The following is a 22552-nucleotide window of genomic DNA, read 5'->3' as shown; positions in this document are numbered from 1 at the left end:
CAACTAAAACGTTATCGCGAGAGAATAAGAACCTCAGCACACTGTTTGAAGATAAAAAGGAGACACTCTCTTAAATATTTTATTACTTTTGTTATTCAATATTTCAATTACTAATTCAAGAAAATAATAATTATGGCTCATAATATAAAACCAGGCGTTGCAACTGGAGACCAAGTACAAGAAATTTTCGACTACGCAAAAGAAAAAGGATTTGCTTTACCAGCAGTAAATGTTATTGGTTCAGATACTATTAATGCAGTTCTTGAAACGGCAGCAAGTTTAAACGCACCTGTTATCATTCAATTTTCAAACGGTGGTGCTCAATTTAATGCAGGAAAAGGCTTATCAAACGACGGTCAAAAAGCAGCTATACAAGGTGCAATTGCAGGAGCTAAACATATACATCAATTAGCAGAGGCATATGGTGCTGTTGTAATTTTACACACGGATCATTGCGCTAAAAAACTATTACCTTGGATCGACGGTCTTTTAGATGCTAGTGAACAACATTATAAAGAAACTGGAAAATCTCTTTTCAGCTCTCACATGATTGATTTATCTGAAGAGCCTCTTGAAGAAAATATTGCTATCTGTAAAGAATACCTTACTAGAATGGCAAAAATGGAAATGACTTTAGAGATTGAATTAGGGATTACTGGTGGTGAAGAAGATGGTGTTGATAATTCTGATGTAGATGATTCTAAACTATATACACAACCAGAAGAAGTAGCTTATGCTTATGAAGAATTATCAAAAGTAAGTCCTAGATTTACAATTGCTGCTGCATTTGGTAATGTCCATGGAGTATACAAGCCAGGGAACGTAAAATTAACTCCGAAAATTTTAAAAAATTCTCAGGAATACATCACTAAAAAATATAACGTAGAGCACAACCATATTGATTTTGTTTTTCATGGTGGTTCAGGATCTACAGTTGAAGAAATTAGAGAAGGAATTAGTTACGGTGTTATAAAAATGAATATTGATACAGATTTACAATATGCATTCTTAGAAGGTATTCGTGATTACATCCAAGATAAAAAAGACTACTTGCAAGCACAAATTGGAAACCCTAATGGTGCTGATGAGCCTAACAAGAAATTTTACGATCCAAGAGTATGGTTACGTGAAGGCGAAAAAACATTTGTTACGCGTTTGAAAAAAGCATTTGCTGATTTAAATAACGAAAACACGCTATAGTGTACAGTTTAACTAACTCAAAATAATATCCGTTTAACTAAATATTCAATGTATGTCGTCTTGGTTTAAAAGAAAAGAAAAAGGAATACAAACTGCAACGGAGCAAAAAAAAGATACCCCAAAAGGGTTATGGTACAAATCACCCACTGGTAAAATAGTTGAAGCTGATGAATTAGCTAAAAACTTTTATGTAAGCCCAGAAGATGATTACCATGTAAGAATAGGAAGTAAAGAGTATTTTGAAATTTTATTTGACGACAATAAGTTTAAAGAAATTGACAGCAAATTAACGTCTAAAGACCCTTTAAAATTCGAGGATACTAAAAAATACGCAGACCGTTTAAAAGCAGCACAAGCAAAAACAGGTCTAAATGACGCTGTTAGAACCGGTATCGGTAAATCTTTCGGGAAAGATGTTGTCGTTTGCTGTATGGATTTCGCTTTTATTGGCGGATCTATGGGAAGCGTTGTTGGAGAAAAAATTGCACGTGGTATTGATTATGCTATCAAAAAGAAATTACCATTTGTAATGATTTCAAAATCTGGTGGTGCACGTATGATGGAAGCAGCACTTTCATTAATGCAATTAGCAAAAACATCTGCTAAACTAGCACAGTTAGCAGAAGCCGGTTTACCTTACATTTCATTATGTACAGATCCTACCACTGGTGGAACTACCGCTTCTTATGCAATGCTTGGTGATATTAATATTTCTGAGCCAGGTGCTTTAATTGGTTTTGCAGGCCCAAGAGTTGTTAAAGAAGCTACAGGAAAAGAATTGCCTGAAGGTTTCCAAACTGCCGAATTTGTAATGGAACATGGCTTTTTAGACTTTATCGTTCACAGAAAAAATTTGAAAAAGAAAATTAATCTGTATATCGATTTAATTCAAAACAACCCAGTTCGCAAAGAAGAGTTGAAATCTGCTTAAAAAAAATATCGCTATTTGTAATGATTTATTACAAATAGCGATTACTTTTTATAACGCAAAAATGCTCGCTCACTACACGTCTTAAGCTTTTTTGTAGCCATACTTTAGCACATTAGCAGTACTCAATTTTGCAAAACATCTTTGATGTAAAACTAAATTTATCACTCCTGCGCTCTATTAATTTCAAAAACACCTACAACCTCTTTTGACTTAGAATTAGGTTTTTTTTGATACTCATAAACTTCTAATTCTCTATAACCCTTTGTTGCTAAGATTAAATCTTTCTTTGAAAGCCTAAACACTTCTTTAAGACCAAAGGTATAAGTACTATATTTTTTGTCTTTCAAAAACTCAAAACCTACGGAGTCTCTTGAAATATAATTTACGCTATAATCTATTTTACTTGATGAAGAAAAATGTGACGGTTTATAGTTCACAAAATAACCATTTTCATCAGTAACTTTATCAAGGTAAATAGTTTTAAACGTATACAAATCATTTATTTGAGGATTCTTCACTAATTCCTTTTTTAAATCCACACGATTATTTTTCACAATATCTCCTTGAACTTCATCTATAATTTTATCTACACTTAGATACACACCAAACATAAAAAACACCAAGAAGGGTAACGTAATCAATATCAATCCAAAATAACTCCAAATCGGAGTGCGTTGTTTGATTAACTTTAAATCAATTGCAGCGCGCATCGTTGACGTAGTTTCTGTAATTTGCTTGCCCGTATGACTATCTTTTATGATCCAAAATTTATCTACTGGAATTAACGGGACAAACCAAAAATGAAGTATTTTTTGAAAAATAATGAATGTCATGTTAGCATGCGCATCTTTTAATCCAACCTCTTTAGCTGTATAAGATTTAATCTTAAGAGAATACGTTCCAAATTTTACAATAAACATAACTTATTTTTATATTTAACGCTATATTCATCTATTCTAGTACTTTACTTCCTTCTGGTTTTAAAAATCAACTCAAAACACCCCTTATCCGTAAAGAAATATTCAAATCCGCATACATACACCAATAGCTTTGGAGGTTGATTACGATGATGATTTAAATTTTCTATTTTCTAGAATAAGATTGTCGTAAAATAATTCTATATTTGCAAGCTGATTGAAAAAATCAATCATATACATAAAAATCATTTAAAAATAATATTGGAATGTATTTAACAAAAGAAGGAAAAGCTGAGCTTTTCAAAAAACACGGTGGCGAAGAAAAAAACACTGGTTCTGCTGAAGGGCAAATTGCATTGTTTACACATCGTATTGAGCACTTAAGTCAACACTTAAGAACTAACCGTAAAGATTATAACACGGAACGCTCTCTAGTAATGTTAGTAGGTAAAAGAAGAAGCTTATTAGATTATTTAATTAAGAAAGATATTGTAAGATATCGTGAAATAATTAAAGAATTAGGCATTAGAAAATAATTTTCGAAGGGGGAAAGCTTAGCTTCCCCCTTTTTTAATACAACAAATTAGTTTTTGATGTATCTTTACAAAAAGTCCTTAACTAACAATTTAAGGCAGCAGACAAAAAGCTTGCATATAGTTTTTCATTGGTCACACCACTACAACAGCACAACAACTGTCCGTCTTATATAAAAGACAAAAAGATCAAAGTTTAACTAACTTGTAAAAACAAGTTGCAAATCAATTTTATGATTCCAAAAGTATTTAAAGAGGTTATTGACCTTGGGGACGGTAGAGAAATTTCTATCGAAACCGGAAAATTAGCAAAACAGGCACACGGTTCTGTTGTTGTTCAATCAGGAAACTGTATGTTATTATGTACTGTAGTTTCTAATTACAAACAAAGCGATGTGGACTTTCTTCCACTTACTGTAGATTACAGAGAAAAATTTGCTGCTGCAGGTCGTTACCCAGGTGGTTTCTTTAAAAGAGAAGCAAGACCAAGTGATGGAGAGGTATTAACAATGCGTCTAGTAGACCGTGTTTTACGTCCTTTATTCCCAAAAGATTACCATGCAGAAACACAAGTAATGATACAGTTAATGTCTCATGACGAAAATGTTATGCCTGAAGCTATGGCTGGTTTGGCTGCTTCTGCTGCAATCCAATTATCAGATTTCCCATTTGAATGCGCTATCTCTGAAGCTAGAGTTGGTCGTGTTAATGGCGAATTTGTAATTAACCCAACAAGAGCACAATTAGCAGAATCTGATTTAGAGATGATGATTGGTGCTTCTGCTGATTCCGTAATGATGGTTGAGGGTGAGATGGATGAAATTTCTGAAGAAGAAATGGCTGATGCTATCAAATTTGCTCACGAAGCTATTAAAGTACAAATTGCTGCACAATTACGTTTAGCTGAAGCTTTTGGAAAAAAAGAGGTTCGCGAGTACGCAACTGCTGAAGCAAATGAAGAATTAGAAAAAAGAATACACGATTTAGCTTACGATAAATGCTATGCTATTGCTAAGAAGGGAACTTCTAAAGCAGAACGTAGTGCTGCATTTGCTGAAGTAAAAGAAGAAGTAAAAGCCTCTTTTACAGAAGAAGAAATGGCAGAATTTGGTCACCTTGTAGGAGGTTACTATAGTAAAGCTGAAAAAGAAGCTGTTCGTGAATTAACATTAAGCGAAGGTTTACGTTTAGACGGTCGTAAGACTGATGAAATTAGACCAATCTGGTGTGAGATAGATTATTTACCATCTACACACGGTTCTGCTATTTTCACACGTGGGGAAACTCAAGCTTTAGCAACCGTAACTTTAGGTACTTCTAGAGATGCTAACAAAATAGATATGCCATCTCACGAAGGTGAAGAAAACTTCTATTTACATTATAACTTCCCTCCTTTTTGTACAGGTGAAGCTAGACCACTAAGAGGAACTTCTAGAAGAGAAGTTGGTCATGGTAACTTAGCACAACGTGGATTAAAAGGAATGATTCCTAGTGATTGTCCTTATACTGTACGTGTTGTATCTGAAGTATTAGAATCTAATGGTTCTTCTTCTATGGCAACTGTTTGTGCTGGTACAATGGCTTTAATGGATGCTGGTGTTAAAATGAAACGTCCTGTTTCTGGTATTGCTATGGGATTAATTTCTGATGGTGATCGTTACGCTGTATTGTCTGATATTTTAGGAGATGAAGATCACTTAGGAGATATGGACTTTAAAGTAACTGGTACTTCTGAAGGAATTACTGCTTGCCAAATGGATATTAAAATTAAAGGATTATCATACGAGATTTTAGTGAATGCACTAAAACAAGCGCGTGATGGTCGTTTACATATTTTAGGTAAAATTACTGATACGATTTCTGCTCCAGCTGAAGATGTTAAATCTCACGCTCCAAAAATGGTAACTAGACGTATTCCTAATGAATTCATTGGTGCTTTAATTGGCCCAGGTGGAAAAGTTATTCAGGAAATGCAGAAAGAAACTGGAACAACTATCGTTATTAACGAAGATCCAGTAACAGAAGAAGGTATTGTTGAGATTTTAGGTGTAGGACAAGAAGGTATTGATGCTGTTTTAGCAAAAATAGATTCTATTTTATTCAAGCCTGAACTTGGTAAATCTTACGAAGTGAAAGTAATAAAAATGTTAGATTTTGGTGCTGTAGTAGAATATGCTGAAGCTCCAGGAAACGAAGTTTTATTACATGTATCTGAACTAGCTTGGGAACGTACAGAAAATGTTTCTGACGTTGTTAATATGGGTGATGTTTTTGAAGTGAAGTATTTCGGTGTAGATCCTAAAACTCGTAAAGAGAAAGTATCACGTAAAGCTTTATTACCAAAACCAGAAGGGTATGTAGCGAGACCACCAAGAGATGACAAACGTTCTGGTGGACGTGACAATAGAGGTAGAGATAATCGTGGACGCGATGACAGAAAACCTAGAGAAGATAAAAAAGAAGATTAATTCTTTTAACGCTTTATAAGTACAAAACCTCATAGCTACAAAAGCTATGAGGTTTTTTTATTATAGGCACCTTTAAATTTATTTTATAGAGGCTGCATCAATGATATTACTAAAGTGCGCTCTTTCTCCCGTAGCCGTCCAAAAGTTATACGTACTCTCTGAACTAGGGATACCTTGCTTAAAAAAGTCTTCTAGAGACGTTACAACTTCCTCTTTTTTAGTATCATCTATAGCGTTTTCAGGGCTAATAATTACCGTTAATGCCGTAAATTCCTTTTGAGCATCTTCATAAGAAGGCACCCTTTTACCATTTGCAGCTATTAATTCTTGTGCTGTATATGTTTTTATCTCATCTGCTGTAAATTCACCCGCTCCATTACCTGCAACCGGATTTATAGCCACTTGAATAGATGCTAATTCATTTTCAGGAATTAATCCCATTAGATATAATTCTACATTACTATAAGGAATACTATTGCCTCCATTAGCAAAAGTCCCAAAAGATGTTCTTCCAGCAACCGTTCCTTTATACGTATTATCACCTAAATCTTCAAGAGCATCAAAACCTCCTAACTGCCCACCCGTACTCGCATAGCCCCAATGACCACTTACCGTTGTCGCTATAAAACCTTTGTTCGCCCATAAATGAGCAATTTCATGTAAAAAAGGTCCAGATTGAACAAATTCTGTTCTAGGCATAAAAATTACTCCGTTTAGCCTACCCCCAGATCCGAAACTAGAAGTAGCATCAAATACACTCCCACCAAGTCCTTGAATGCTATTTTTAGCAGGAGTATTAATACCATAAGCAGTATCCTCTGCTTTTACGGTTTCTACCGCAAGAATAACAATTAGATCATAATCATCATTGAAATGATTATATATTTCTTTGGTGATGTCACGAACATCTCCTTCTTCATTAATATACTTCTCATAGTCGGCCGCTGGAAGTGTGTAATTTACAAAAGCCTTGCTGGCATCAACGATAAGATTATCGGTCAAAAAAATAGTTCCAGCATCATCAACAGTATCATCCTCATTAGCTGTATCCCCATCTGCACCTATTTCTTCTTGGGCTACAGGTTCATCCATTACATTTTCCCCATCACTACTGCATGAAAAATTAAACAACACAACAAGCAAAATTGCTGATAAACGTGTAAAATAAAAATTTAGAACTCTCATAAAATAGTGTATAAATGATAATTTTGTTACGCTCAATTTTGAAAATCGAAGGACTATACCACAACGAGAACAGAACTATTTTATTTCTTCATTACGGAAATTAACCTAAAATAATATGGTCTCTTAATTTGGTTTGATAGGCTTTTTCTATATTGCATTAATTTCACAACCATAACAATGCATTACCAGCACCATAAAAGATTTATAAGCAGAAAAACATACCTCCTATTTGTATTTCTTATCATAGGAATACATATTTCTACAGCACAGACACAAGAAGAGGTAGCTAAACATCAGCAGATAGAAGTACTATTACAAACATCTAAAAAATTAGCTCAAACTGCCATAGACAGTTCTTTCTTCTATGTTGATAAAGCACTACAAACAGCAAAATTAATTGGCAATGACACTTTACTAGCAAAAGCCAATATACAGAAAAGTAGCCTCCATATTTTTAAAAAAGAATTCAGTAAATCAGACGCTCTTTTACAAGAAAACCTTAAAAAAGAACTTCCTAAACATTTAAAGGGATTAACACTACACAATCTTGGTACCATACAGTATTACAAACAAGACTTTGAAAAAGCACTAAGGCTTTATTTACAAGCTGCAAAAATTTTGGAGCAGACAAAAAACAACCAACAATTAGTAAGTACTTATTCTAATATTGGGGCAATAAATGCTTCTTTAAAAAATTATAAAAATGCACAACTCTATTTAGAAAGAGCATTAACACTGAGTGATTTTAACGAAGTAATAAAACTTCAAATTCTGGTGAATCTCTCCAATATTTATTACAGTCAAGAACTTTTTGAAAAATATAAAGCGTCAATTTTTCAGGCAGAAGAAATTGCACTAAAACATAATTCTAAAAACATCCTTGCCACCATTTATACCAATTTAGCCATGTTTTATACGGATGAAGGTTCTGATTATGACCTTGCGGCTACCTATGGTAAAAAAGCTATCGCCTTAAGAAAAGAGCTTAGCACCACTAACGCACTTAACATAACTTACAATAATGTTGGACATGCCTATCTCAAAAAAAAGGAATACCATAAAGCGATTAGCTATTTAGATAGCGCAAGCATCGGAGCAAAAGGAATTGTAAAATCATACATCTATAACAATCTTAAAGAATCTTACTTAGGTTTAGAGCAATACAAAACAGCGCTATATTATGCCGATTTAAAAGATGCCATTAAAGATTCTATTACCAATGAACAACAGAAAGAAAGTGTTGCAGAATTGACCGAAAAATATGAATCAGAAAAAAAAGAACAACGCATTAATATTCTAGACACCCAAAATAAATTACAAGCCCTTACGATTCAACAGCAAAACTACCTACTCACAGGTTTAGCCGTCTTTGCATTACTCATCGTTGTTTTAGGGTATTTTGGATTTAAGAACTATAAGATCCAGCAACAATTAGACAAGGTCTTACTGCAGCAAAGATTAAGAAAAACGCAATTAAATCCACATTTCTTATTCAATGCTTTACAAAGCATTCAAAACTTCATACATCAAAATGATAAAGAAAAATCTAGCGCTTATCTTACCAGTTATTCTAAATTAATACGATTAGTTTTAGAGAAATCTGATGATGATTTTAGTACGATTGAAGATGACAGTACAGCCTTAGAATCTTATCTAAAATTACAGCTCTTAAATTATGACAACAAATTTGCATATACAATAAACATTGAAGATTCTGTCACTGAGGATTTTGATATACTCCCAACATTGATTACACAGCCTTTTGTAGAAAACGCCATCCTTCACGGATTAAAGGACAACACAAAAGGACTTATCAACATAACATATTTCAAAAAGAATAATATATTATTCGTTACCATTACGGACAATGGAAAAGGTTTTGAAATAAAAAAAGAAGATGCTAAAAGATTGCATAAATCTATGAGCATGGAGATTATTCAAGAGCAATTAAAAAACCTCAATAAAACTTCTAAAAATTTCAAAGGGACTATTGATATAGATAGTTCTTCTAAAGGAACACAAGTTACTTTAAGCTTTACTACCACTTAATTACAGTATATTTGAATTCCTATGAGCGCTATCTCTTGTTTTATTGTAGAAGATGATCCACAAGCATTTGCCTATGCTTCGTCTATTGTAAAAAGCTACCAAAACATAGCACTAATTGGCCATTCTGATAATATCAAAGAAGCATCTTTTTTAATAAAACAAATGAAGCCCGACTTTATAATTTTAGATGTTTTCCTGACCGATGGTACTGCTTTTGAATTTCTTAAGTTGTTTGAGGCGATCCATTTCAAGATTATATTTACCACTTCTTTTGCTAAATATGCCATAGAAGCATTTAAGTTTAGCGCTATAGATTACCTGCTAAAACCCTATGAAGAAAAAGAATTGATCTTAGCCGTAGACAAAGTAATTGCAGACATTAGTAAAACAAACTACCAGTCGCAGTTAACTACCTTACTCCATAATTTTTCTCATAATGACCAATCAAAAAAATTGGTACTTAAAAACACAGATGCTATTCATGTGATTACCATAGAAGATATATTGTTTGCAAAATCTGATAACAACTACACCTCTTTTCTTCTTACAAGTGGTAAAAGTATTTTAGTTTCTAAGCCGCTTAAATCATTTGATGAAAAACTTAGGAATCACAATTTTTTTCGGGTACATCAAAGTTTTCTCATTAACTTAACTTACATAACTTCTTTTGACAAGCGCAATGAAGAAGTTGTTCTAAATGAACAACACGCTATTCCGGTAGCACAAAGTAAAAAAAAGAGTCTACTTAACTATATTGATGCACTTTTTTAAAAGAGTTGTTTTTAGCAACACAAAGCATCACATCAAAAATAAATTCTCTTTGAACAAGGGGTATTACTAAATAGCTATCGTCTAATTCTCATTATCGAAAATAGTTCTAGCTATTAGGTCTAATTTTAATTTTTAGAAATGGTAATCCCATTTCACCTCTCAGAATATCACATTACAAATAATCTGAACAGCAATAACCACTATCTATTGAGAACTAGAGCAAATGGTTATTTAAATAAAAAAAAGGAACACTAAACGCTAATCACTAACAAAATGAAAAAATTTTTAACAAGTTTAACGCTACTACTATTTTGTACACTCCTTACCTCCTGTTATGTAGTAAAGAAATCTGATGATTTTTTCGGTATCGAAACATCTACTCGCAACACCTTGTACCTTATTGATATTTCCGGCAGCATGGAAGGCATAGATGAAGGCTCTATAAAGGACCAAGTTGTAAGAGAAGTTGGCGATGAAGCAGGCAACCAAGTAAGTAAAGTAATAGGTGGAAAAATTGGAGGTCTCCTTGGAAAACAAGTCTCTAAAGAAGCGACTAAATTAGGTGCTGTAAAACGCAAGTTAATACCTGCAATAAAAGGGCTCCCTGATGGCAAAAAATTTGTTGTCTTTTCTTTTAATAATGATGTAACCAAACAAGCCACTTCATTTAGAATAGCAGACAACACCACAAGAACCTCATCAAATATATTTGTAAAAAACTTAAAAGCCAATGGAGGCACCAATACGCTAGAGGGACTTCTAGAAGCCTTATCTACTTATGAAGTAGAAGAAATTGTATTAATGAGTGATGGTTTACCAAATAGTGGTCCAGATGCCGTACTTGATGAAATACGCAAAGTGAATACTAATAACATTATTATACACACTATTGCTTTTGGTGATGATGCCGATTTAGATTTTATGCGAACTTTGGCTCAAGAAAACAACGGCACTTTTATTACCTCTAAAATATAATGAAGCGAGCAGCAATAACCGCATTAAACGGTGGACGCTCTTATTAAAAGAAAAAGCGCAATACATAGAGTATTGCGCTTTTGCTTTTATAGCACACTAGTATAATTATCCTTTAAATTGCCAATTAATAAATGGCAATGAACGTTTAGAATTCTTATTCCACAAACCCAATTGAAGCCCCCTAAAATTAGTTGCTGAATTAAAAAGACCAATTTGCAAACCAGTTCCCTTTTCAGAAATGAAATTAGCGGCACTTATTTGCAATCCATTAAACGTATTGGTTGCGTTACCAAAGAGCGTACCTAGCATCATTCCATTCCCATGATACACATCATTACCACCATACGCTATCATCAATCCATTCCCTCGTTCAATGGTATTTGTTACTCCTGCAACTGCTATCCCATTATGTTTTCTACTATAATGTAAGAAAAGTGTGGTAGAAATTCCATTAACATCAATCTCTTCAAAAGAGCCTGTTGCAATATTTAGACCATTGATATGCTCAGAAGCGTTACCTTTTAAAGTACTATAATACTCTTCATTATAGGTAGACAAAGGACTTTTGGGTGCCATAAAATAAAAGAAAGACAAAGGAAAAGCCTCGACTCTTAGTCCATAGGTTCTAACAAGAGATTTATCCTTAGTCAAATCTCTAGGCACAAACCCAAAGGAAGCACCAACAATATCTACATCAGTATCGTGCGTAGTCCATAATGGCGCTCTAAACTTTCTATTTTTCAGCTCATTTTGAGCCTGAGCCTGTTTGCCTATCAAAAAAATTAAAACTATCAGAATATACTTCATAATTTCAAATATTAGTTACCGTCCAAAATTATTGCACATACCACAAATAAATTAGGTATATTCACATATACAGAAATTAATATTTGCGATAATCACAAATTTATGTTTCAAAAAGAACTGCTTACTCATGTTCAGGAGGTCTTACCTCCCCACGAATCTTTAATAGAAAGTATTGCTACAGCCTTAGAAATTAGTTACGATGCCGCCCACAGACGCACCAGCTTAAAAAGTAAATTTTCTTTGGACGAAACAATCATTTTAGCAAAATACTTTAATATCTCACTAGACAGCTTGTTTGGAAATGAAAAATCTAATTTCGTAGTTATTGAAAAAACAAAAGGAATTGATAAAGAAGAAGAACTACAACTGTACTTTGAAGATTCATATGCCTCTCTAATACCGTTATTAAAGCAAAAAGAGAGTAGAATTTTGTATTCTGCTAAAGATATACCCATATTCTACAACCTTTCTAATGATGAATTAAGTCGCTTTAAACTGTTTGTCTGGCTAAAGCTTTTAGACAAAACATTTAGCAATAAGACTTTTGAAGAATTTATCCCTACGCTCTCCCTTATCCAAGCCGGTAGCAAATTAGGAAGTTTGTACAACGACTTAAATATCACAGAAATATGGGACATCACCACGATAAACAGCACCTTAAAACAAATACACTATTACCACAAAGCAGGAATTATAACTACAGAAATTGGTTTAATTTTATGTGATCAACTTAAAAAATTAATTCAAAGTATTGCACATAAAATCACTTCAACGGGTACTAATTTTATGTTTTATTATAATGAACTCCATTTAATGAATAATACCATTTTGGTAACTGCTCCTAATCTAAAATCGCTCTATGTTCCTTTTACATTACTCTCTTATTATAAGACAAATGACAGAAACACCTGTGATCAAGCAGAAAAATTTATGATGCGTCAATTACAAATGTCAAAACTATTAAACAGTACAGGAGAAAAGGAACGGAATATTTTTTTCAATAAACTTTACGAAAAAATTGCTGCTCTAAAAAACCTAATTAAAGCCACACAACTCTTAGATTTTGAATAATAAACCCTTAAAACGGGTATTTTATCCAAAAAAATTAAAATAATCCATCACGTTTGTAACATTTTTTATTTTTCAACGTATAATCTAATGCAGCTAATGCATAACAATATAATATTAGAAAGGGATATTTAGATGAGACAGCTAAAGATTACAAAACAGGTAACCAACAGGGAGACCGCATCGTTAGACAAATATTTACAAGAAATTGGTAAGGTAGATTTAATTACCGCCGATGAAGAAGTAGAATTGGCTCAACGAATAAAAAAAGGTGATCAAGCAGCTTTGGAAAAATTAACCAAAGCAAACTTAAGGTTCGTGGTATCTGTTGCAAAACAATACCAAAACCAAGGACTTACGCTTCCAGATTTAATTAATGAAGGTAACCTTGGTCTTATTAAAGCCGCACAACGTTTTGATGAAACGCGTGGTTTTAAATTTATCTCTTACGCTGTATGGTGGATTCGTCAATCTATCTTACAAGCATTAGCAGAACAATCTCGTATTGTTCGTTTACCATTGAACAAAATTGGATCTATAAACAAGATTAATAAAACTTTTGCCTTCTTGGAGCAGGCGCATGAACGCCAACCTTCACCAGAAGAAATTGCAAAAGAATTAGACATGACTGTTGAAGATGTAAAACAATCATTGAAAAACTCTGGTCGTCACGTCTCTATGGATGCTCCTTTAATTGATGGTGAAGATTCTAACCTTTACGATGTATTGCGTAGTGGTGAGTCGCCTAATCCAGATAGAGAATTATTACATGAGTCTTTACGTACGGAAATAGAAAGAGCACTAGAAACCTTAACTCCAAGAGAAGCAGATGTCATTCGTTTGTATTTTGGACTTGCAGGGCAGCATTCTATGACCCTTGAAGAAATTGGTGAAACATTTGACCTAACAAGAGAACGTGTACGTCAAATTAAAGAAAAAGCAATCCGTAGATTAAAACATACGTCTAGAAGTAAAATATTAAAAACATATCTTGGATAATACTTCCAAGCATAAATTACTGTAAAACTTTTCCTAAATTGGAAATTTGGTACAAAAATTGTAATTTGTGAACTGTAACAACAGTTATCATGACTGTTCGTTTTTTGATTGATGAATAAACTCCGGCTGATTACCGGAGTTTTTAATTTTTAGGAGACAATATTATTCTTACTTGCCCATTGTATAATATCATCTTTTCTAATCGCAGCAGACATTAAGTCAGGAAACTTATCGGGCGTACATGCAAAAACTGGTATCCCTATTTCTGAAAATCGTTTCGCATTACCCGTATCATAATAAGGGCTTCCTTCATCATTCAATGCCAATAAGCAAATTACCTGCACTCCTGATGCCACAAGCTCCTCGGCTCTTCTCAACATTTCCTTTTCATTACCACCTTCATACAGATCAGTAATTAATACGACTATTGTTTCACTCGGTTTAGAAATAACACTCTGCACTTTCTGAAGGGCCAAATTTATATCTGTACCACCACCTAGCTGTACACCAAACAACAAATCTACAGGATCTGTCAAATCTTCTGTTAAATCGGCTACTTGAGTATCAAACACAAGCATTCGCGTCGTTACATTGGGAATAGAAGCCATTACTGCTCCAAAAATCCCAGAATACACAACAGATGTTCCCATGGAACCACTTTGATCAAGACAGAGAACAATATCTTTCATGGAACGTTTTGATTTTCGCCCATAACCAATACGTTCCACAGGAATTATCGTTTTATATTCTGGTAAATAATGTTTTAAGTTTTTACGAATTGTAGTATTCCAATTAATTTCTTTATACCGAGGACGTCTATTAATGGAAGCTCTATCAATAGCTCCTGTGATGGAAGATATGGTTTTCTGCTCCAACTTTTGCATTAACTCATCTACCACTTTTTTAACAACTCCCCTTGCCGTCTCTTTTGTTTTGTCCGGAATCAATTTTCCTAACTCCATTAATGTTGCTACCAAATGAATATCTGCTTCTGCTTGCGCCAATATCTCAGGTTCAAACATCATTTTGCGTTTGAGCTCTGGGTTTTTCATGGCATCATTCTGTAAAACCTTGACTACAGATTGTGGAAAATATTTTCTTATATCGCCTAACCAACGAGCAACTTGTGGATTAGACGTTCCCAAAGAACCTTTTCCTTTTACCTCATCGTAATCAAAAATTTGTTTTTTATCAAAATCATACAAAGCAGTTAATGCAACATCAATACTACTTAATTGATCATCTAATGACACTCCAATACCATCTGCTTCTCCGCTTCCGAGAATCATTCTCCATTTTTCTAGTGTTTCTTGATTTGGTTTCATAGTATATTTAATTATCCTTATACTCCTAAAAAATCTTGAATAGCGGGCAATATTGAAGAAGCCAACTCATCATCAAAATTTGAATTTACCACTTTAACTTCTGTCTGTTGACTATCATAACCCTTCTTTGCCTTATTCCCAATTTGTCTACGCTCCCCGTATTCAAATTTTGAAAATGCTCTTCTTAATGTTGGCAATAAAGCAATAAAGACATCTCTCCCTAAAGTTTCAACCCACTCATAAAGCAAATTCCATATCAAATGATCATAGATTAATATCAGGCCACTTCCTCTTAAAAAACCTTCTAACCAAAAGGCAACTTCTTGCGCTTCGTTTGTTGCCGTTAAATAATAGGACAATAATTTTCTTGAAGCATCTTCTGTCAAACGTTGATTATCTAACAATAGGCGCACCGTACACCCTACGATAACAAAATGTACACCGTCTTTCTTTAACACACTTTCCAATGCCTCGCACCATTGGTCTTCCTTATCTAAATCTTCTAGTATTTTAATTCCATTATGGACCGCTCCAATATGCTCAAACATCGCATTAGAACTTTCTTCGTCTAACCCATAACATGAATTTGCTAACGTCAAACATGTTTTATGAAAGAGCCTATCCAATATACTTTGTAGTTCACCAACATCTGATTTTCTTACATCACCATATTTTATAATTTGAATCATCCCTGGTAAGGCAATCATAATATCTCTTGTATCTGTTGCCAAGGCAGATTCGTCACTAATTCTATGAAGAATAGCATCAATTGCAGAAAAAAGTTCTGCAGGAATACAATCATTCAATAATTTAGTGAGACCGGAAATGAGTTTTTCCTCCTGTATAGACTGTACCACTTTCGCATTACAGGCAAGTGTTACCGTATTTCCAAAATAAGCATTATCTAAAATGGTAATAAGCATTTCTGGATTCCAAATCAACTCCCAGCTTTCTTTAAACGTTCCCTTGGTTCTACTATATGTAGGTCTTGCCCAAGTTATCCCTAGCAATTGCAATTGATGAAAGAATATGCTCCTTTTTAAATCTAATGGCTTTCTTAAATCTAAATCGTACTTTTTACTAAGATTAGTAATGTTTAATCGAAGTGATTTAGCGCGACTTTCAAAATCCAATTGTAGAGGAATTTTAGGTACATCATCCGGAATAGCACCTATTTTGTCACCTACTATTATGTGTTCTTCAATTAACTTGAACAGTATAGGTTCTCCCATGCACATAACTGTTTGCACGGCTTCGTTTAGTTCATTTAATGTAATTCGCGATTTTTTTCGAAGAGCAGCTAATGCTTCTGCCAGCCGATATGTCTCCATGATATGAGCTGTAGAAATATCTATTCCTTCTTTCCGAAAGGCCTTAGCCACCTTGGTTAGCCAACTTACCTCTATATTTTCTTGAGTCAACCACCTATGTTCATACCAACCAGGGGAAGTTAACCCTGCTCCATATCCAGAATATAAGGAAAGCCTTGAATTTGTCCAAGGTATCCAAGCTACCCCTACATTTGTTTGAGACTTTGGCAGCTTATTTAAAATCTTAGTATCTTTTTCGTCCCAACTACTTATAGCTTCCAAAGCTGGTCCATGCCATGCTCCACAAACTACCACAATAGTTTCATACATGTCTTGCTGTGTCTCACGTATAATTTGGCGCATATAAGCTTCCCGAAATTCATTTTCCTGATCTAAATGAGAAACAATTCCTTCATCCCTTAGAGATTTCATCACCAGTTGAACTGCTTCAAAATGTTGTACTGCAGAACCATCTATAGCACCGCTTTGCTCAAATTGATACTCCCACCATGCTTCACTATCTGCAAAACCAGCTGCCTCAGCAATGTAAGCCATTGGATTTACAAAAACAGGAGATGCTATTTCTTCTTTTAAAGGCTCTTTCTCTTCTCTTTTACTTTTTAACTGAGCCTGCTTCATACGTATCCCTGCAGGTAAATCTATAGCTTTGACGGGGATTCTATTTTCACTTGCATATTTAATGGCTATCAATTCTGGAGAAAATTCTGCAAAGGGATAAAAGGTAGCATTTGAGGGCTCATTTTCATCATAAACTAAAATAGCAACAGGAGGTTTCAAATCTTTATGAGAAGCCACTGAAAAAAGCTCAGTGAGTTCCGGAGGACCTTCTACCAAAACCATATCTGGCTTTAATTCTTCTAAGCGTTGTTGCACTCTTTTTGCAGAGCCCACTCCATGATGCCGTATTCCTAAAATATGTACCGCCATGTATTGTTTTCTTTATTTAAATAATTAAAGAGAAACCTCTTTGCAAGCTCTATAAATATCTTTCCACCCTTCACGAGGTTTTACAACTGTATCTAAATAATCTTCCCAAATTACTTTGTCCTGAATTGGGTCTTTAACAATAGCTCCAATTAAACTAGAGGCTATATCATGAGAATTTAATTTTCCGTCTCCAAAATATGCGGATAGAGACAAACCGCTATTCACTACAGATATTGCTTCGGCGGTACTCATTGTACTTGAAGGCGATTTAATTTTTATTCTACCGTCTTCTGTAACCCCCATTCTTAACTCTCTAAAAATAGAAACAATACGTTGAATATCTTGCAATGTGGGAAGTGCAACAGGAAGCTCTAGACTTTTAGCCATTTTAGCCACTCGTGTTGTCACTATATTAATTTCCTCTTCTGCTGTTTTAGGAGTAGGAAGGATGACCGTATTAAACCTCCTTTTTAATGCCGATGACAAATCATTTACACCCTTATCCTTGTTATTTGCAGTTGCGATTACATTAAAGCCTTTTTGGGCTTGCACTTCTGTATTAATTTCAGGTATGGGCAATAATTTTTCAGAAAGGATTGTAATTAAATTGTCCTGTACATCAGCAGAAATACGGGTTAATTCTTCTATACGAGCAATTTTGCCTGTTTTCATAGCCGCCATTAAAGGAGTAGATACCAAAGCATCTTCCGATGGACCTTCCGCTAATAACTTTGCATAATTCCAACCATATCGTATAGATTCCTCACTGGTACCGGAAGTTCCTTGGATTAAAAGTTTTGAATCACCAGAAATAGCTGCTGCTATATGTTCTGAAACCCATGATTTTCCAGTACCAGGAATGCCATAAAGTAAAAGTGCCCTATCTGTAGTTAGTGTCGCTACAGCTATCTCCATTAATCTACGATCACCTATATATTTTGGCGTCACGATAAAACCATTCGCTAGTTTTTTTCCCATAAGATAGTCTACCACTGCCTGTGGTGACAATTCCCAATTTGTAGGTCTACTTTCTTTATCTATTTTTTGAAGGGCCTGAATTTCTTCAAGAAACTCTACTTCTGCATGTTCTCTAAGTGTACTCATAGGGTTATTTTTGTTGAAAAGGATTTAACAGTTGCCTAATACTAGCGGTTTCATGAATAGGATCGTATAAATGCTTATCCCAAGACTGTTTATTAGTTAATTCGTTTGAAAGTTCTATATGTTTTTTTTCTAGTAACGGTAATGAATTGAAATTAAAAAATTTAGGTACTATTGAAGCTAACTGATAATTGAAATTAAACTTTTTATCAAAATTTCTCAAACTCCAACGCAACCATAATTCCGAAAATTCTTGAGACCAAATTCCTTTTGCTATCGGAAATGTATTTAAATAGTGGGGATCTAAATACAGCTCATTTTTTTTTATGTAATGTTCCCATTCCTCTTGTGGAATATGATTTAAAAGCATCAAAACATCATCTACATGTAATTGTTTTAACGTCAATAACTCTCTACTCACAAGAATATTTGGATATTTAATTGATGATTGTAATAAAGGACGTAATAAATAACTATTCGTAACACCCTTAATCGTATTTTGAAATTGTTTGTCGTTTACAAAAAAATCAATAACCTTAGGTATTGGAATATTTAAAATAGCTGCCCAGTTTAAAAGCGAGATATTTTCAACATAAAATGCCATTAGATAGGAAATTGAATTAGAAAAATAAGCAATATCAATACTAGTATCCGCAACACCATAAGACTTTAAAAGTCTTGTACTATTCCAAAAACCATCCTCTTCTGAAGGAAGCAATAAGAGACTATTAGAATCCTTAAACATTTTAGCCAATAATCCTTTTGGCGTTTTTATATATCTTCTTAAATTTTGACTTACTTCTGCATGTAATTTTGAATCTTCCAACGCAAGTAGAGCTCCTGCTATTGTTTGACGACAAGCACCATATGTTTTCTTTTCTTTCTCTGCATAAGCAAATTCATTTTCGAACACGTCCTCTAGGAATGGTATGTCGGTACTCACTAAAGTCGCAGCTATTATTTTTAGATATGCTAATTTATGAGTAATAGAATCTCCGTTCCATGTAGACAATAATAAAGCCAGTCCCCTTTCAGGATTCTTTTTTCTCAATGTTTCTAAATACTGTTTTTTAGCATCGAAACTCCCTTCATCCCATATATCTTCTGAACGAATCAAAACAGATTTCTCCTCTAATAAACTTCTGCCCTTATTCCCTATTACTTTTTTAATTTTATGCTGATTTTTTTTATTGGTAAGATTGTACCAAATAACAAGATACGGTATGGTAGGTTTGCTCGCCATCCAATTGTGTTGATGAAGTAGCTGTAAATATTCAACGAATAAAAATTCTTTTAAAATTTCGTTTTCTAAAAAATTATTGATTTTCAAAAAAACATGATGTAGTTCATCGGGTGCATACGTTTGTTGTTCTGTTATCCCTTCAAAAACAGGACTGCCATCATGCTTTAAAGGCAGCGCACCTGCTTTTTGGTAATACGTAATTATAGATAATAGACTTAAGAAAGCTGTCTCATTATTTTCAAAATCATTATCCTTATAAATCTGAGCGATATTAGGAGGTAAAAGAGAAATATCTATCTCTCTTTTTTCTGTGCCCAATAAGGCTACATCTTTTAGATGTTGCAATAGATGACTCATAATGGGTAATACTTTTGTTGGTTAAAAACACCTATGGGGTACACGCTATTTTCTTTTTCAATTACGGCGATATGAAAAGGCGATTCTCCTAAGAAAAGTGCTTTCATTAGCTTATCATTTGGAAAGTTTTCTATAATTGCTCTATAATTTTGTTCCTGATCAGAAACAATCCATTGATCATTTAATTTCAAAAAATAAACATTTTCAACAAGACTTATTTTATTATTTACCCAAGGATTAAGTTTAAGCCACGCTACTTTTTGGTGATGCGCAGCAATCCAGTTCAATTTAAATTTTGGAATTTTTATCAATTCTTGAGTTGTAGCCACCTGTCCTGTTATCACGGCTCTATGAGGTACTGGATCAGGATAAAAAACCAATTCTGCCTCCAAAATACTTCCATTAAATAAGGTTAGTTCAGTTGCCGTATTAAAAGGGGTCTCAAAAGCAATTAAAATAGCATCTTGATTTGTTTCTAAACCTAAAAGCCACGTATACGCTACAACTAATCTTTCTTTTTCTAACGCTTCTTTAATGGACCCTAACACCAACCATTGATCCTTTACGTGTAAAGCGGTTTCGTCTTCTAACAACTCCTTAGTAGAAAGGTTTTGCCCTATTAACCCTTTGAGCATTCCCTGTAAAGGTTTTTGTTTTTTTTGTAATGAATTTTGATAAGATTTTAAAAGTAGGTATGTTCTTCCAATACTTTCAATAACTTCATTTTGCCATTGATCTCCTAACGAATAATTAATAGCGGAAAGTTCACGAACTCTGCCTGCTAAACCAGAAGCCTTAGCATCAACCATTCTTAAAGCTACATTTTCAAAAAAACGATAGTCTTTATTTGGCAGGTCTAATATCCCTAAACGGACAACATCTCTAAGCCAAAGAATTAATTCCTCAATTCCTGAGTTTATAAATTTCTCTCTGTCTTTCTGACGTTTTACTTTTCCTTTTGCTCTTTTTTCAATTTGATCCTCCGTGAGTTCATCATTAGATACCTCCTTTGGAACTAGTTTAGCATCGCGCTTACCCAACCAGGCTTTAATATCATCTGGTTCTTCCTTAATTACAAAATCTCCTTTTTCTTGCACATACAAAAACAACAATGCTAAACCATGCTTACAAGGAAATTGACGTGATGGGCAACTACATTTATAGGCTAAATTTAAAATATCAACCTGTATGGTATATGGATTTTTCCCAGATCCTTTAATTGCACCCCAGATTACCCTATCACTTTTAGCATAAAAATCCCAACCAGATTTTGATGTTAATTTTTTGCCTGCCTTTATTGCCGCTGCATTCGCTGCTAAACCTTCTATTTGTTCTTCTGTAAACTGCAATTTTGTAAAGATTAAATCATTTAAAAATAGCTGTTTGTCAATGACAATTTATGCAGCTTAACGTACCATTAAAAATTACTCTTCAGCTTTTAAAACCAAAATTCTAAGATAAGCATTCATCACTATAATCGTTAATTTTCTCCATAAAAATAAAACGGAGACTATTTAATTTATAAAGTTGAAATAGAATATAGTGTTTTATACTTTTTGTTCTTGTCCTGATTATTAATAACTATTTTTGTAGTAGATGAATTCAGACGAAAACAAACAAGAACAACCCAACAATCCACTTCACGGTGTAAAACTTAAAGATATTCTTGAGTTTTTAGTAGAAAAATATGGCTGGAAAGAACTGTCCTTACAAATAAACATCAATTGTTTTAAAAGTAATCAGACCATAAAGTCTAGTTTAAACTTCTTAAGAAAAACACCTTGGGCTAGAGAAAAAGTAGAACATTTATACTTAAAATCGATTAAAAAATAATGCCGTTACATATCGTATTATTCGAACCAGAAATCCCTAATAACACCGGCAATATCGGACGTTTAAGTTTAGCTTCTGGCAGTCACCTGCATTTAGTAAAACCATTTGGATTTGAACTAAGTGACAAACGGGTAAAAAGAGCTGGATTAGATTACTGGCAGCACATCTCCCTAACCATATATGAGAGTATTGAAGATTTCTACCTAAAAAATACAGATAAAGAATTCGTATACTTTTCTAGCCATGGAAATAAAACCCATTGGGATATTGATTTTAAAGAGGACATGTTTTTAATTTTTGGCAAAGAATCTAAAGGGCTTCCAGAAGCAGTAACGACAAAGAATACAGATAAATTATATAAAATTCCTTTACACAGCAACCATATTAGAAGTCTTAACCTGGCAAACGCAGTAAGCGTTGTGGTATATGAAGGTCTCCGACAGCTAAGCCTTTAAATTGTTTTATTTACAAATGCTATGCACCCATATCGTTTATAAACACTTTTCACTTTAAAGTTCCCCATCAAATTCAC

At 33.9% G+C, this 22552-nt stretch carries 19 protein-coding genes; 11 read left to right on the top strand and 8 right to left on the bottom strand.

Annotated features, from left to right (window positions below; genetic code table 11):
* The first annotated feature begins 132 nt into the window (after nt 1–132).
* On the top strand, nt 133–1200 hold the full coding sequence (gene fbaA / locus GQR94_RS12040) for a class II fructose-bisphosphate aldolase (protein WP_158975735.1): 1068 nt from the start codon (nt 133–135) through the stop codon (nt 1198–1200).
* Nucleotides 1201–1252: 52 nt separating this feature from the next.
* Nucleotides 1253–2131, top strand: a complete 879-nt coding sequence (gene accD / locus GQR94_RS12035) for an acetyl-CoA carboxylase, carboxyltransferase subunit beta (protein WP_158975734.1) — start codon at nt 1253–1255, stop codon at nt 2129–2131.
* Between the two features lie 161 nt (nt 2132–2292).
* Here accD and GQR94_RS12030 read toward each other — a convergent pair whose 3' ends face one another.
* Nucleotides 2293–3051 carry a hypothetical protein gene (locus tag GQR94_RS12030; RefSeq protein ID WP_158975733.1) on the bottom strand — a complete coding sequence of 253 codons (759 nt, stop codon included), beginning with the start codon at nt 3049–3051 and terminating at the stop codon, nt 2293–2295.
* A gap of 263 nt (nt 3052–3314) precedes the next feature.
* On the opposite strand from GQR94_RS12030, the gene rpsO reads away from it, so the two are divergent.
* Together rpsO and GQR94_RS12020 are read left to right on the top strand one after the other, a co-directional pair.
* Nucleotides 3315–3584 carry a 30S ribosomal protein S15 gene (rpsO, locus tag GQR94_RS12025; RefSeq protein WP_013551010.1) on the top strand — a complete coding sequence of 90 codons (270 nt, stop codon included), beginning with the start codon at nt 3315–3317 and terminating at the stop codon, nt 3582–3584.
* A 230-nt stretch (nt 3585–3814) separates the two neighbouring features.
* The gene (locus GQR94_RS12020) at nt 3815–6049 is read left to right on the top strand and encodes a polyribonucleotide nucleotidyltransferase (RefSeq protein ID WP_158975732.1); all 2235 of its coding nucleotides are present in this window, start codon (nt 3815–3817) and stop codon (nt 6047–6049) included.
* Between the two features lie 78 nt (nt 6050–6127).
* On the opposite strand, the gene GQR94_RS12015 is transcribed toward GQR94_RS12020, so the two are convergent.
* Nucleotides 6128–7234 carry a hypothetical protein gene (locus GQR94_RS12015; RefSeq protein ID WP_158975731.1) on the bottom strand — a complete coding sequence of 369 codons (1107 nt, stop codon included), beginning with the start codon at nt 7232–7234 and terminating at the stop codon, nt 6128–6130.
* Nucleotides 7235–7411: 177 nt separating this feature from the next.
* Here GQR94_RS12015 and GQR94_RS12010 point away from each other — a divergent pair, with 177 nt between their 5' ends.
* From GQR94_RS12010 to GQR94_RS12000, 3 genes are all read left to right on the top strand, one after another.
* Entirely contained in the window at nt 7412–9283 is a 1872-nt protein-coding gene (locus GQR94_RS12010; RefSeq protein WP_158975730.1) for a tetratricopeptide repeat protein, read from the top strand.
* 21 nt (nt 9284–9304) lie between these two features.
* On the top strand, nt 9305–10054 hold the full coding sequence (locus GQR94_RS12005; protein ID WP_158975729.1) for a LytTR family DNA-binding domain-containing protein: 750 nt from the start codon (nt 9305–9307) through the stop codon (nt 10052–10054).
* A 273-nt stretch (nt 10055–10327) separates the two neighbouring features.
* Nucleotides 10328–11029: a VWA domain-containing protein gene (locus GQR94_RS12000; RefSeq protein ID WP_158975728.1), complete on the top strand. Its 702-nt coding sequence runs from the start codon at nt 10328–10330 to the stop codon at nt 11027–11029.
* Between the two features lie 105 nt (nt 11030–11134).
* Here GQR94_RS12000 and GQR94_RS11995 read toward each other — a convergent pair whose 3' ends face one another.
* Nucleotides 11135–11836 (bottom strand): LA_2272 family surface repeat-containing protein, encoded by a 702-nt coding sequence (locus GQR94_RS11995; RefSeq protein ID WP_158975727.1) that lies wholly within the window; start codon nt 11834–11836, stop codon nt 11135–11137.
* A gap of 102 nt (nt 11837–11938) precedes the next feature.
* Between GQR94_RS11995 and GQR94_RS11990 the strand changes: the two genes are divergently transcribed.
* Nucleotides 11939–12907, top strand: coding sequence for a hypothetical protein (locus GQR94_RS11990; RefSeq protein WP_158975726.1), 969 nt, complete (start codon nt 11939–11941; stop codon nt 12905–12907).
* Between the two features lie 132 nt (nt 12908–13039).
* Nucleotides 13040–13903 carry an RNA polymerase sigma factor RpoD/SigA gene (locus GQR94_RS11985; protein ID WP_013551006.1) on the top strand — a complete coding sequence of 288 codons (864 nt, stop codon included), beginning with the start codon at nt 13040–13042 and terminating at the stop codon, nt 13901–13903.
* Nucleotides 13904–14052: 149 nt separating this feature from the next.
* Here GQR94_RS11985 and GQR94_RS11980 read toward each other — a convergent pair whose 3' ends face one another.
* The 5 genes from GQR94_RS11980 to GQR94_RS11960 are packed head-to-tail and all read right to left on the bottom strand — an operon-like array spanning nt 14053 to nt 21536.
* Nucleotides 14053–15228: a VWA domain-containing protein gene (locus tag GQR94_RS11980; protein ID WP_158975725.1), complete on the bottom strand. Its 1176-nt coding sequence runs from the start codon at nt 15226–15228 to the stop codon at nt 14053–14055.
* A 17-nt stretch (nt 15229–15245) separates the two neighbouring features.
* Complete coding sequence (locus GQR94_RS11975; protein ID WP_158975724.1) at nt 15246–17486, bottom strand: DUF5682 family protein; 2241 nt, start codon at nt 17484–17486, stop codon at nt 15246–15248.
* Nucleotides 17487–17510: 24 nt separating this feature from the next.
* On the bottom strand, nt 17511–18590 hold the full coding sequence (locus tag GQR94_RS11970; RefSeq protein WP_158975723.1) for an AAA family ATPase: 1080 nt from the start codon (nt 18588–18590) through the stop codon (nt 17511–17513).
* Nucleotides 18591–18594: 4 nt separating this feature from the next.
* On the bottom strand, nt 18595–20187 hold the full coding sequence (locus tag GQR94_RS11965; protein ID WP_158975722.1) for a DUF5691 domain-containing protein: 1593 nt from the start codon (nt 20185–20187) through the stop codon (nt 18595–18597).
* A complete protein-coding gene (locus GQR94_RS11960) occupies nt 20184–21536 on the bottom strand; it encodes an SWIM zinc finger domain-containing protein (RefSeq protein WP_158975721.1) in 1353 nt (450 codons plus the stop codon). Before GQR94_RS11960 ends, GQR94_RS11965 begins: the two co-directional genes overlap by 4 nt.
* A gap of 247 nt (nt 21537–21783) precedes the next feature.
* On the opposite strand from GQR94_RS11960, the gene GQR94_RS11955 reads away from it, so the two are divergent.
* A complete protein-coding gene (locus GQR94_RS11955) occupies nt 21784–22020 on the top strand; it encodes a VF530 family DNA-binding protein (protein ID WP_158975720.1) in 237 nt (78 codons plus the stop codon).
* Nucleotides 22020–22475, top strand: coding sequence for a tRNA (cytidine(34)-2'-O)-methyltransferase (locus GQR94_RS11950; protein ID WP_158975719.1), 456 nt, complete (start codon nt 22020–22022; stop codon nt 22473–22475). Before GQR94_RS11955 ends, GQR94_RS11950 begins: the two co-directional genes overlap by 1 nt.
* The last annotated feature ends 77 nt before the right edge of the window (nt 22476–22552 follow it).

The organism is Cellulophaga sp. L1A9 (genome assembly GCF_009797025.1).
Classification (GTDB): domain Bacteria; phylum Bacteroidota; class Bacteroidia; order Flavobacteriales; family Flavobacteriaceae; genus Cellulophaga.
This window is presented reverse-complemented; position numbering and strand designations above follow the sequence as displayed.